This window comes from Streptomyces sp. NPDC102437 (genome assembly GCF_044765565.1).
Lineage (GTDB): Bacteria > Actinomycetota > Actinomycetes > Streptomycetales > Streptomycetaceae > Streptomyces.
This window is the reverse complement of sequence record NZ_JBIWKI010000013.1, coordinates 42,652-54,811: the sequence shown is the minus strand read 5'-3', so window position 1 is coordinate 54,811 and position 12,160 is coordinate 42,652. Positions and strand designations below refer to the sequence as shown.

10 protein-coding genes are annotated in these 12,160 nt (G+C 72.3%); 2 read left to right on the top strand and 8 right to left on the bottom strand.

From position 1 onward, the window contains the following. Positions 1-26: 26 nt before the first annotated feature. The 5 genes from ACIRJP_RS18345 to hrcA form a co-directional block, all read right to left on the bottom strand. A complete protein-coding gene (locus tag ACIRJP_RS18345; RefSeq protein WP_404174748.1) occupies positions 27-560 on the bottom strand; it encodes a hypothetical protein in 534 nt (177 codons plus the stop codon). Positions 561-702: 142 nt separating this feature from the next. Further along, entirely contained in the window at positions 703-1,449 is a 747-nt protein-coding gene (locus tag ACIRJP_RS18340; protein ID WP_404174745.1) for a 16S rRNA (uracil(1498)-N(3))-methyltransferase, read from the bottom strand. Further along, the gene (locus tag ACIRJP_RS18335; RefSeq protein ID WP_404174742.1) at positions 1,446-2,519 is read right to left on the bottom strand and encodes a nitronate monooxygenase; all 1,074 of its coding nucleotides are present in this window, start codon (positions 2,517-2,519) and stop codon (positions 1,446-1,448) included. The genes ACIRJP_RS18340 and ACIRJP_RS18335 overlap by 4 nt, the downstream gene beginning before the upstream one ends. A gap of 213 nt (positions 2,520-2,732) precedes the next feature. Then, positions 2,733-3,869 (bottom strand): molecular chaperone DnaJ, encoded by a 1,137-nt coding sequence (gene dnaJ, locus ACIRJP_RS18330; protein WP_404174739.1) that lies wholly within the window; start codon positions 3,867-3,869, stop codon positions 2,733-2,735. Next, entirely contained in the window at positions 3,870-4,886 is a 1,017-nt protein-coding gene (gene hrcA, locus ACIRJP_RS18325) for a heat-inducible transcriptional repressor HrcA (RefSeq protein WP_404174736.1), read from the bottom strand. Positions 4,887-5,085: 199 nt separating this feature from the next. Here hrcA and ACIRJP_RS18320 point away from each other — a divergent pair, with 199 nt between their 5' ends. Together ACIRJP_RS18320 and ACIRJP_RS18315 are read left to right on the top strand one after the other, a co-directional pair. Then, the gene (locus ACIRJP_RS18320; protein ID WP_404174733.1) at positions 5,086-5,808 is read left to right on the top strand and encodes an MBL fold metallo-hydrolase; all 723 of its coding nucleotides are present in this window, start codon (positions 5,086-5,088) and stop codon (positions 5,806-5,808) included. 32 nt (positions 5,809-5,840) lie between these two features. Continuing rightward, entirely contained in the window at positions 5,841-6,677 is an 837-nt protein-coding gene (locus ACIRJP_RS18315; protein ID WP_404174731.1) for a DUF3097 domain-containing protein, read from the top strand. Positions 6,678-6,789: 112 nt separating this feature from the next. Here ACIRJP_RS18315 and hemW read toward each other — a convergent pair whose 3' ends face one another. From hemW to ACIRJP_RS18300, 3 genes are all read right to left on the bottom strand, one after another. Next, the gene (gene hemW, locus ACIRJP_RS18310; protein ID WP_404174728.1) at positions 6,790-8,031 is read right to left on the bottom strand and encodes a radical SAM family heme chaperone HemW; all 1,242 of its coding nucleotides are present in this window, start codon (positions 8,029-8,031) and stop codon (positions 6,790-6,792) included. Positions 8,032-8,103: 72 nt separating this feature from the next. Beyond that, positions 8,104-10,026 carry a SpoIIE family protein phosphatase gene (locus ACIRJP_RS18305; RefSeq protein WP_404175272.1) on the bottom strand — a complete coding sequence of 641 codons (1,923 nt, stop codon included), beginning with the start codon at positions 10,024-10,026 and terminating at the stop codon, positions 8,104-8,106. A gap of 186 nt (positions 10,027-10,212) precedes the next feature. Continuing rightward, positions 10,213-12,102 (bottom strand): AMP-dependent synthetase/ligase, encoded by a 1,890-nt coding sequence (locus ACIRJP_RS18300; RefSeq protein WP_404174725.1) that lies wholly within the window; start codon positions 12,100-12,102, stop codon positions 10,213-10,215. Positions 12,103-12,160 lie beyond the last annotated feature (58 nt).

Here is a 12,160-nt window from a genome sequence, read left to right as displayed (position 1 = left end):
GACCTGCCGCCGCGGGGCGGGCCGGTTCACTTGCCCATGGGTGTCTCGGTCACCGTCACCGTGACGGTGACCACCGGCCGGGGGCCCTGACCGCCGCCGGCCGGCGGCGGATTCACCACGGCAGTCGGCGGGGCGGCGTCGCAGTTGCCGAGCACATCCGCCCGGAAAACGGCCTTCCCGCCCGTCTTCGCGGTCAGGTCCCCGCGCACGCAGCGCCCGCCGAGCTCCTGGGTCACCTTGCCGGTGAGGGTGATGGGCTCGCCCTGCCGGGTCTTGCCGGTGCAGTCGACATCCGCGATCCGGCGCGCGGACGCGGAGGGCTGCGCGCCCCCGGCCGTGTACCCGTCGACACCGGCGGTGCAGTTCAGCCACTGCACGTCGACCCCGTTGCTTTCCAGAGCGCCGGTGCCGACCCGGTCGGTGGTCACGGCGATGGAAGCGGAGTTCAGCCCGCCCTGGGGGTCACAGGCGACAGCTCCCGCGACCGCCGCGACCACGAGTGCGGACGCGGCCAGAAAGCGCCGCCCTCTTCCCTGACCCCATGCCCTTGATGTCCCCATACGGGCAGCTTCCCACCGTTCGCTCACGAAGCGGTAGACGGCTTGCGGCCAAAACCGCGAGCGGCTCCGGCGCACGCGACGGGGCGCGCGGCAGGCTCACAACGGGGCGTACTCCGGCCTCACGACGGAGCACGCGCCGGCCTCACGACCAACGGCCCGTGCGCCCCAGCAGCAGTGCGGTCGCCGCCGTGCCCGCCGTGGAGGTGCGCAGCACGCTCGCGCCGAGCCGGCAGGTCCTGGCACCCGCCGCGGCGAACGCCGCCAGCTCCTGCGGCGACACCCCGCCCTCGGGACCCACGACGAGCACGATCTCGCCCCGTTCGGGGAGCGGGACGGTGGCCAGCGGTTCGCTGTCGTGCTCCCGGTCCTCGTGCAGGACGGCGGCGAAGTCCGCCGCGGCCAGCAGCGCGGCGACCTGTTTGGTCGTCATCGCGTCGACCACCTCGGGGAAGCGCACCCGGCGGGACTGCTTGCCCGCCTCCCGGGCGGTGTTGCGCCATTTCGCGAGGGACTTGAGGCCGCGGTCGCCCTTCCACTGCGTGATGCAGCGCGACGCCTGCCAGGGCACGATCGCGTCGGCCCCGGTCTCCGTCATCGTCTCCACGGCGACCTCGCCCCGGTCGCCCTTGGGCAGGGCCTGGACGACGGTGATGCGGGGAGCGGGCCGGGGCTCCTCCCGGATCCCGGTCAGACCGGTGAGGACGAGCCGGTCCTTGCCCTCGGCGGCCAGGACGACGCCTTCTGTCCAGTGGCCACGCCCGTCGGTGAGTACGACGTCCTCACCGGCGTGCAGCCGCTTGACCGACACGGCGTGCCGGCCCTCGGGCCCCTCCAGGACGAACTCGGGCCCGCCGGGGACCTGTTCGACGACGAAGACCGGTGCGGTCACTGCGTACTCCCTGTGCTCACTGCCGTCCGTGCGGCGTCCAGTTCTTCGGCGAGCAGCCTGACCAGCCGGCCGGCCGGCAGCTCGCGCGCCATCCGGTGTCCCTGCCCCGCCCACAGGGCCATGCCCTGCGCGTCCCCGGCCTTCGCCGCCGCCTTGCGCAGCCCGGCGGTCACGTAGTGGACCTGCGGGTAGGCGGCGGGGGCGTACGGGCCGTGCTCGCGCATGAACCGGTTGACCAGGCCGCGGGCCGGGCGGCCGGAGAACGCCCGGGTCAGCGCGGTCCGTACGAACAGCGGGTTGGTCAGGGCCTGCTTGTGCAGCAGGCTCGCCCCGGACTCGGGGCAGATGAGGAACGCGGTGCCGAGCTGTGCCGCCTCCGCGCCCGCGGCGAGCACCGCGGCGATCTGGGAGCCGCGCATCAGCCCGCCGGTGGCGACGATCGGTATCTGCACGGTCTCGCGGACCTGGGACACCAGTGAGAGCAGCCCGATTCCGGCGCCGTCGGTCTGCGGGTCGTCGCGGTGGGTCGACTGATGCCCGCCCGCCTCGACGCCCTGGACGCAGACCGCGTCGGCGCCCGCCCACTGGGCGGCCTGGGCCTCCTCGGGCGTGGTGACCGTCACGACGGTGTACGTGCCGACGCCGGCGAACGCGTCGAGGGTGTCACGGGTCGGGCAGCCGAAGGTGAACGAGACGGCCGGGACCGGGTCCTCCAGGAGGATGGCGATTTTGGCTTCGTAGTTGTCGTCGCCGCCGGAGTCCGGATCACCGAGCGGGGTCTCGTACCAGGCGGCCTCGCCCGCGAGCTGGTGCCGGTACACCTCGACGGCGCACGGGTCGGCGAGCGCCGGCTGCGGCATGAAGAGATTGACGCCGAAGGGCTGACCGGTCAGCCCGCGCAGCTGCTTGATCTCGTTGTACATGCCGTCCGCCGTCTTGTACCCGGCGGCGAGGAAACCGAGCCCGCCCGCCTCACAGACGGCGGAGACGAGCTGCGGACAGGATGCGCCCCCCGCCATCGGGGCCTGCACGATCGGATACCGGCAGAGATCGGTCAACGCGGATGACATGCCCGCATCGTGTCACGTCCCGCGCGGCTCGGGGCGCGCGGGACGGGTCCGCTTTGCACCGAACGCCGGACAAGGTCCGTACGCGAACGCCGGACGGGTTCATACGCGAACAGCCGACAGGTCCGTACGCGAACAGGACAGGCCCGCACGCGAACGCCGGACAGGCCCGCCGAGCGGGTCCGTCCGGCGTCCGGGAACGGTGGGCGGGACCGGTCAGCGGCCGTTGAAGGCGTCCTTCAGCCGCGAGAACAGCCCCTGCTGGCCGGGCTGGAACTGGCCGGTGGGCCGCTCCTCGCCGCGCATCTTCGCCAGGTCGCGCAGCAGCCGCTCCTGCTCCGGGTCCAGCTTCGTCGGGGTCATCACCTCGACGTGCACGATCAGGTCGCCGCGCCCGCCGCCCCGCAGATGCGTGATGCCGCGGCCGTGCAGCGGCACAGACTGGCCGGACTGGGTACCCGGCCGGATGTCGACCTCCTCCAGGCCGTCGAGCGTCTCCAGCGGCACCTTGGTGCCGAGCGCGCCCGCCGTCATGGGGATGGTGACCGTGCAGTGCAGGTCGTCGCCGCGGCGCTGGAACACCGAGTGCGAGAGCTCGTGGATCTCCACGTACAGATCGCCGGCCGGGCCGCCACCGGGGCCGACCTCGCCCTCGCCCGCGAGCTGGATGCGGGTGCCGTTGTCGACACCGGCGGGGATCTTCACGGTGAGCGTGCGCCGCGAGCGGATGCGGCCGTCGCCGGCGCACTCCGGGCACGGGGTCGGCACGACCGTGCCGAAGCCCTGGCACTGCGGGCAGGGCCGCGAGGTCATGACCTGGCCGAGGAAGGACCGGGTGACCTGGGAGACCTCGCCGCGGCCGCGGCACATGTCACAGGTCTGGGCGGAGGTGCCGGGGGCGGCGCCCTCACCGCTGCACGTCGTACAGACGACGGCCGTGTCGACCTGGATGTCCTTGGTGGTGCCGAACGCCGCCTCGGCGAGATCGATCTCCAGACGGATCATCGCGTCCTGGCCGCGCCGGGTGCGCGAACGGGGTCCGCGCTGCGACGACGTGCCGAAGAACGCGTCCATGATGTCGGAGAAGTTGCCGAAGCCGCCCTGTCCGAATCCGCCCGCGCCGGCGCCGCCGGAGGCGGACAGCGGGTCGCCGCCGAGGTCGTAGACCTGCTTCTTCTGCGGGTCCGACAGCACCTCGTAGGCGGCGTTGATCTCCTTGAACCGCTCCTGGGTCTTCGGATCGGGGTTCACATCCGGGTGCAGCTCGCGGGCGAGCCGCCGGAATGCCTTCTTGATCTCGTCCTGGGATGCGTCGCGGCGTACGCCGAGTACGGCGTAGTAGTCCGTGGCCACTTACGACTCCGCCAGGATCTGTCCGACGTAACGTGCCACTGCGCGTACCGCTCCCATCGTTCCGGGGTAGTCCATGCGGGTCGGTCCGACCACGCCGAGTTTGGCGACTGCCTCGTCGCCCGAACCGTAGCCGACCGCGACGACGGACGTGGAGTTGAGCCCCTCGTGGGCGTTCTCGTGCCCGATACGTACGGTCATGCCCGAGTCCTTGGCCTCGCCGAGCAGCTTCAGCAGCACGACCTGCTCCTCCAGTGCCTCCAGCACCGGCCGGATCATCACCGGGAAGTCGTGCCCGAAGCGGGTGAGGTTGGAGGTGCCGCCGATCATCAGCCGCTCCTCCGTCTCCTCGACGAGGGTTTCGAGCAGGATGGAGAGCACGGTGGACACGGTTCCCCGGTCCTCGCTCTCGAAGGATTCCGGCAGGTCCTGCACCAGCTGCGGGACGTCCGCGAAGCGGCGTCCGACGACCCGGCTGTTGAGCCGGGCCCGCAGATCGGCGAGAGAAGTCTCGCCGAACGGGGCGGGGCAGTCGATCATGCGCTGTTCGACCCGGCCGGTGTCCGTGATGAGCACGAGCATCAGCCGGGCGGGTGCCAGGGAGAGCAGTTCCACGTGCCGCACCGTCGAACGGGTCAGCGAGGGGTACTGCACGATGGCGACCTGCCGGGTCAGCTGCGCGAGCAGCCGTACGGTGCGGCCCACGACGTCGTCGAGGTCGACCGCGCCGTCGAGGAAATTGTGAATGGCGCGACGTTCCGGCGTCGAGAGGGGTTTGACCCCCGCGAGCTTGTCGACGAAGAGCCGGTAGCCCTTGTCCGTCGGGATGCGTCCCGCGCTGGTGTGGGGCTGGGCGATGAAGCCCTCGTCCTCCAGCACCGCCATGTCGTTGCGGACGGTCGCCGGGGAGACCCCCAGCTTGTGCCGCTCGGTGAGCGCCTTGGAGCCGACGGGCTCCTCCGTGCCGACATAGTCCTGGACGATGGCGCGAAGCACTTCGAGTCTGCGTTCGCTGAGCATCGCGCACACCTCCAGCTGTGTTTCCTCGTTGGTTCTCGGGTCGTTCCTGTTTCTCTGCCCAGGAATCCGCCTGGCACTCTGTCAACGCGAGTGCCAGCAACCCCCCGGCCAGTGTACGGCGGCCGAGTGGGGACCTAGCAAGGGCGACCGGCCACGCTACCTCGCGACCTCGCAGGTGGTTTGCCGATAGCGTCACGGTATGGATGCCTCTTGGGAAGAGTTCGGGTGGGAGCGACTCGGTCACGGAGTGGGCCGGAGGCGCCTTCCCGGGTGGGACGCGACGGTCGCGCTGGTGGCCGGAACGGACGGAGTGCTCCTCTACGACACCGGATCGACTCTCCGCGAGGGCGCCGAGGTGCGGGCCCAGGCGCAGGCCCTGCTCGGCCGGAGGGTGACGCATATCGCACTCAGCCATCCCCATTTCGACCATGTGCTGGGCACCGCCGCGTTCTCCGGCGCCCAGGTGTACGGGGCGGTCGGCATGGCCGAGCTGCTGAAGCACGCGAAGGACGAGCTGCACACCTCGGCCGTGCGCCATGGGGTCGAGGAGCACGACGCGGCGGAGGCCGTCGACGCGCTGGTCGCGCCGCAGCACGAGGTGTACGGCGAGTGGACGCTCGATCTGGGCGGCGGACGCGAGGTGCTGCTGGCCGACGTGGGCCCCGCGCACAGCGGCCACGACCTGGTGGCGGTCGTTCCCGGCTCCCCCGCGATCGTGCTCTGCGGCGACCTGGTCGAGGAGTCCGGCGAACCGCAGGCGGGCCGGGACGCCTTCCCCGCCCGCTGGCCGGCCTCCCTGGACCGGCTGCTGGCGCTGGGCGGCGAGGACGCGGTGTACGTGCCGGGGCACGGGGCGGTGGTGGACGCGGCGTTCGTACGCGACCAGCGCGAACAACTGGCCATGCGCTTCGGCGTGTCGTGACCCCCGGGGCCAAGTCGTCCTATCGTCGTCCGATGCGCAGCTACCAGCCGGATCTGACCCCGCCGTGGAAGAGGTCCGCCCCCGTTCCCGAGGTCCCCGCCGAAGCCGATCTGGTCGTGGAGGAGGTCGCCACCGGATTCTGCGGCGCGGTGATCCGCTGCGAGAAGACGGCCCAGGGTCCGACGGTGACCCTGGAGGACCGCTTCGGCAAGCACCGGGTGTTCCCGATGGAGCCGCGCGGCTTCCTGCTGGAGGGCCGGGTCGTCACCCTCGTGCGCCCCTCGGCCGCCGCTCCGGTGCGCCCCGCGCGGACGGCCTCCGGTTCGGTCGCGGTGCCCGGGGCGCGCGCCCGGGTCGCGCGGGCGGGCCGGATCTATGTGGAGGGCCGGCACGACGCGGAGCTGGTCGAGCGGGTCTGGGGCGACGACCTGCGGATCGAGGGCGTGGTCGTCGAGTACCTGGAGGGCATCGACGACCTTCCCTCCGTCGTGCGCGAGTTCTCCCCCGGCCCGGACGCCAGGCTGGGCGTCCTGGTCGACCACCTGGTCCCCGGCTCCAAGGAGTCCCGGATCGCCGACCAGGTCACGGACGGGAACGTGCTGGTGGTCGGTCACCCCTACATCGACGTGTGGGAGGCGGTGAAGCCGTCCTCCGTGGGCATCACGGCCTGGCCGGTGGTCCCTCGCGGTCAGGACTGGAAGACGGGCGTGTGCCGCGCGCTCGGCTGGCCGGAGAGCACCGGCGCGGCCTGGCAGCACATCCTGTCCAGGGTCCACTCGTACCGCGACCTGGAGCCGTCCCTGCTGGGCTCGGTGGAGCACCTGATCGACTTCGTGACGGCCCCGGCTTCAAGCCCCTCCGGCGATTGAGGAGCGGGATCGGGGGCGGAGCCCCTGGTTACGGGAAGGGGCGGGGCAGGGGAACAAGCCCGCCGCGGGCGCACCCCGCGCCCGCGCCCCGCGCCCGTGCCCCGCGCCGCCCTCAGTCCACCAGGTCCCGCACCACCGCGTCCGCCAGCAGCCGCCCCCGCAGGGTCAGCACCGCCCGCCCGCGCTCGTACGGCCCGGACTCCAGGAGCCCGTCCGCCAGCGCGCGGCGGGAAGCGGCCAGTCCGGCCGGGGCCAGGATGTCGAGCGGGCACCCGTCCTGGAGCCGGATCTCCAGCAGAATCCGCTCGACCCGCCGGTCCTCCTCGGAGAGGATCTCGCGCCCGGCCCCCGGCGACCGCCCCTCGGCCAGCGCCTGCGCGTACGCGCCCGGGTGCTTCACGTTCCACCAGCGCACCCCGCCGACGTGGCTGTGCGCCCCGGGCCCGGCGCCCCACCAGTCGGCCCCGCGCCAGTACAGCTCGTTGTGCAGGCAGCGGCCCTCGGGCGTGCGGGCCCAGTTCGACACCTCGTACCAGGAGAAACCCGCCGCGGTCATCGCCTCGTCCGCGATCAGGTACCGGTCGGCGTGGGCGTCGTCGTCGGTCATCGGGATCTCGCCGCGCCGGATCCGGCGGGCCAGCTGGGTGCCCTCCTCGACGATCAGCGCGTACGCCGACACATGGTCCGGCCCCGCCCCGATCGCCGCGTCCAGCGAGGCCCGCCAGTCGTCGTCGGACTCCCCCGGCGTGCCGTAGATCAGGTCGAGGTTGACGTGCTCGAAGCCTGCCTCCCGGGCCTCGGCGACACACGCCTCGGGCCGCCCCGGCGTATGCGTACGGTCCAGGATCTTCAGCACGTGCTGCCGGGCGCTCTGCATCCCGAAGGAGATCCGGTTGAAGCCGCCCTCGCGCAGTTCGGCGAGATACGCCGGGGAGACGGACTCCGGATTGGCCTCGGTAGTGATCTCGGCATCGTCCGCGAGCCCGAACTCCTCCCGGATCGCCCCCAGCATCCGGACCAGGTCCGCGGCGGCCAGCAGGGTCGGCGTGCCGCCGCCGACGAAGACCGTGCGGACCGGGCGCGGGTCGTCGCCGAGGACCTCGCGGGCCTGGCGGACCTCGCCGATCAGATGCTCGGCGTAGTTGTCCCTGGAGGCCAGCGCGCCGCCGGAGCCCCGCAGCTCGGTGGCGGTGTAGGTGTTGAAGTCGCAGTAGCCGCAGCGGGTCGCGCAGTACGGCACGTGCAGGTAGAAGCCGAGCGGCCGGTCGGCGGCGCCTTCCAGGGCATGGCGGGGCAGCGCCCCGTCGTCGGGTACGGGTTCACCATCGGGCAGTACGGAAGGCATACCGCCCATTGTCGCTCGTCGCCGGGGAACCCCCGGCCACGCCCGTGATCACGCAGGCCGCCCGGCCCCGGCCACGCGTCCTCACCCCGCCTGGAGCACCAGCAGCGCCAGGTCGTCGTCGGGCGGCCGCTCGGCGAATTCGTGCACCGCCCGCTTGATCCGGTCCGCTATCCCGTCCGCCGACAGCCCGGTGCAGCCGGCCAGCGCCCGGGACAGCCCGTCCTCGTCGTCGAACATCAGCGGCCCGCAGCGCCGCTCCGTCACCCCGTCCGTGACGCACAGCAGGCTGTCGCCGGGCGCCAGCTCGAAGCTCTGGCTCTCGTACGCGACGTCGTCGAAGATCCCGAGCAGCATCTGGGGCTCGGCGGCGGGGCGCACCTCGCCGTCGGGCCGCAGCAGCAGCGGCAGCGGGTGGCCGGCGCTGGCCAGGGTGCAGCGCACGCCGCCGCCGGGCAGCGGTACGAGCTCTCCGTACAGCAGGGACAGGAAACGGGACTGCCCGGTGTCCGGGGTCTGCTGGCCGCCGGCGGCGGCCACCATGAGCGCGGCGGCCTCGGCGGCCTCCATCGCGTCGTCCAGGAGCAGCCGGTTGAGCCGGTCCAGGACCTCGCCGACGCCGAAGCCCTCGCGGGCCAGCAGCCGCAGCCAGGGGCGGGCGAGGCCGGTGACGACGGCGGCCTCGGGGCCGCTGCCCTGCACATCGCCCAGCACGAAGCACCAGCGGTCGCCGGGGCACGGGAAGATGTCGTAGAAGTCACCGCCGACGACGCCGTCGTCGCTGGGTTCGTACACCAGTGAGCTGGTGACCCCCGGTATCTCGGCGACCTTGCCGGGCAGCAGGGCGCGCTGCAGGATGCGACTGATGGTGGCCTGCCGGGTGTACTCGCGGGCGGCGCCCACGGCGAGGCCGACCCGGCGTACGAAGTCCTCGATGAGCGCGGTCACCTCGTCGGGGACGCGGGCGAGGCCCTCCCGGCCGAGGAGTACGGCGCCGAGTGTCCGGCCGCCGGAGGTGATCCGGTAGGCGAGGGCGGACGCGGCGGGCTCGTCGGCCTTCGCGCCCTCCTCGCCGCCGGGCCACGGCATGGAGACAGGCCCGGTGCCGACCCGCTCGGGGAGCCGGATCGGGCCCTGTTCCAGCAGGGTGCGCAGCTGCCCGGTCTCGGCCTCGTCCCGGTGCCAGATGCTGGCCAGCCGGGGTACGGCGGAGGGACCGCCGTTCTCGGGTTCCAGCCAGATCGCGCACCAGTCGGCCAGCCTGGGCACCAGTAACTGTCCGGAGAGCGCCGCCACGATGTCCTCGTCGAGCTGGCCGGCGAGCAGGTCCGAGGCCTCGGCGAGGAAGGAGAGCGCGCCGCGGCCGGCCCAGTCCGCGTCGTCGCGCAGCGCGCGGCGGGCGGTGGGGGCGAGCAGCTCGGCGGCGCGCAGCCCCTGCTGGAACCCGGGCTCGGCCGCCGGTTCCGGGAAGGGGTTCCAGTCGTCCACGGGGAGCCTGGCCCAGACGGTCTTGAGGCCGGTGCGGTAGGTGATGCCCCAGCGTTCGGCGAGGGTGCCGACGAGCTGGAGCCCGCGACCGTACTCGGCGGGCTCGTCGGGGCCGACGAGGCTGGTGCCCTCCGCGGCGTCGGCGGCGCTCCCGGACTCCGGGCGGTCGCTGCGCACGGCGCGGGCCGGGTGGTGGTCCGAGACCTCCAGCACCAGGGCCGCGACCTCGTCCTCGGCGGCCTCCTCCAGCCGGGCGAGCACCTCCACGTTGGTCCCGGCGTGCACGACCGCGTTGGTGACCAGCTCGCTGACGACGACTTCGGCGTCCTCGGCCACGCGCTCGCTGAAACCCACGGCCGCGGGCAGTCCGAGCCCGGTCCACTCGCGGAGCGCGGCCCGGACGAACCTGCGGGCGGCGGAGGGTGCGAGGAGGTTCCCGGGCAGGGACGTATGGGCGACCGGCCGTGCATCCGCACGGCCTGCGGGATCACCGGGACGCTGAACGATGTCCCGCTGCAAGGGAATGGGCCCCACGGCGCAGCTCCTGACCTGTTCTCGCTCTGTCTGTTCTCGTTGCTGTCTGTCTGTTCTCGTTGGGCGGCGCTGACGACACCGACAGAGTGACAGATGGACCATGCCCATAAGCAACGAGTTGCCGAAGTGAGCGGAGAAAAAGAGCGGGGAGGAACACCGTGGGGGCAGGCCCTATGCCTCGCGGGTCCCCGCGTACATGTCGTCGATGAGGCCCTTGTACTCGCGCTCGACGACCGGCCGCTTCAGCTTGAGGCTGGGCGTCAGCTCACCGTGCTCGATGTCCAGGTCGCGGGGCAGCAGCCGGAACTTCTTGATGGTCTGCCAGCGCTGCAGGCCCTCGTTGAGCCGCTTGACGTAGCCCTCGATGAGCGCGACGGCCTTCGGGGAGGCGACCACTTCGGCGTACGGCTTGCCGCCCAGGCCGTTCTCGGCGGCCCAGCCGAGGATGGTCGGTTCGTCGAGTGCGATCAGGGCGGTGCAGAAGTTCCGGTCCGCGCCGTGCACCAGGATGTTGGAGACGAACGGGCAGACCGCCTTGAACTGTCCCTCGACCTCTGCCGGGGCGATGTACTTTCCGCCGGACGTCTTGATCAGGTCCTTCTTGCGGTCGGTGATCCGGAGGTAGCCGTCCACGGACAGCTCGCCGATGTCGCCGGTGTGGAACCAGCCGTCCGGCTCCAGTACCTCGGCGGTCTTCTCCGGCTGCCCGTGGTAGCCCTCCATCAGGCCGGGGCCGCGCAGCAGGATCTCGCCGTCGTCCGCGATCCGTACCTCGGTGCCGGGGAGCGGCTTGCCGACGGTACCGGTGCGGTAGGCCTCGCCCGGGTTGACGAAGGAGGCGGCGCTGGACTCGGTGAGGCCGTAGCCCTCCAGGATGTGGATCCCTGCGCCGGAGAAGAAGAGGCCGATGTCGGTGGCGAGGGCGGCGGAGCCGGAGACACAGGCGCGCAGGCGGCCGCCGAAGGCCTCACGGATCTTGGCGAAGACGAGGGCGTCGGCGACCTTGTGCTTGGCGCCGAGCCCGAACGGGACGGAGGCCGTGCCGGTGCGCCGGAAGTTGTCCTGCGAGACAGTCGCGTACTCGCGGGCGACCCCGGCCGCCCACTGGAAGATCTTGTACTTGGCTGCGCCGCCGGCCCGCGCCTTGGCGGCGACGCCGTTGTACACCTTCTCGAAGATGCGGGGCACCGCGGCCATGTACGTCGGCTGGACCACCGGCAGGTTCTCGATGATCTTGTCGACCCGGCCGTCGACTGCGGTGACGTGGCCCACCTCGATCTGGCCGGAGGTGAGGACCTTGCCGAAGACGTGCGCGAGCGGCAGCCAGAGGTACTGGACGTCGTCGGCGGTGATGAGGCCGGTGGCCACGGTGGCCTTGGCCATGTACGACCAGTTGTCGTGCGGCAGCCGCACGCCCTTGGGGCGGCCGGTGGTGCCCGAGGTGTAGATCAGGGTGGCCAGCTGGTCGGCCGTGATGGCGGCGACCCGCTCCTTGATCGCCTCGGGGTGCTGCGCCAGGTACTCGGCGCCGCGTGCCTCCAGCTCGGCGAGGGTGAGCACCCAGCCCTCGGGGTCGCCCTCGACGGGGTCGGCGCCCTCGGGATCGATGACGACGACATGGGCGAGGTCCGGCAGCTCGGCGCGGCGCTCGCGGGCCTTGGCCAGCTGGGCGGCGTCCTCGGCGATGAGCACCCGGCTGTCGGAGTCGGAGAGGATGAAGGCCGACTCCTCGGCGTTGGTCGACGGGTAGATCGTGGTGGTGGCGGCACCCGCGCACATGACACCGAGGTCGACGAGGATCCATTCCACCCGCGTGCCGGCGGCGAGCGCGATCCGCTCCTCCGGCCGCACGCCCAGACCGATGAGCCCGGCCGCGATGGCGTAGACCCGCTCGGCGGCCTGCGCCCAGCTCAGCGACTTCCACTCATCGGGTCCCGCACCGGTGGCCGCGGGGACGGGGTAGCGGTAGGCCTCCCCGTCCGGGGTGGCCGCCACGCGGTCGATGAAGAGGTTCGCCACGGAGGGCGGTCGGTTCTCGATCAAGGTCAGTGTGTCGCTCACGACGTCCTCCGGGCCTGCGGCAGTGCTTCACGACCGGCTGCTGGTTGCTGCTTGTTCC

What these genes read in the sequence shown, in the direction of transcription:
- hrcA (WP_404174736.1), bottom strand. Translation starts at nt 4,886, where the DNA reads ATGCTCAGCGAACGCAGACTCGAAGTGCTTCGCGCCATCGTCCAGGAC.
- ACIRJP_RS18335 (WP_404174742.1), bottom strand. Translation starts at nt 2,519, where the DNA reads ATGTCATCCGCGTTGACCGATCTCTGCCGGTATCCGATCGTGCAGGCC.
- ACIRJP_RS18315 (WP_404174731.1), top strand. Translation starts at nt 5,841, where the DNA reads ATGCGCAGCTACCAGCCGGATCTGACCCCGCCGTGGAAGAGGTCCGCC.
- ACIRJP_RS18320 (WP_404174733.1), top strand. Translation starts at nt 5,086, where the DNA reads ATGGATGCCTCTTGGGAAGAGTTCGGGTGGGAGCGACTCGGTCACGGA.
- ACIRJP_RS18345 (WP_404174748.1), bottom strand. Translation starts at nt 560, where the DNA reads ATGGGGACATCAAGGGCATGGGGTCAGGGAAGAGGGCGGCGCTTTCTG.
- hemW (WP_404174728.1), bottom strand. Translation starts at nt 8,031, where the DNA reads ATGGGCGGTATGCCTTCCGTACTGCCCGATGGTGAACCCGTACCCGAC.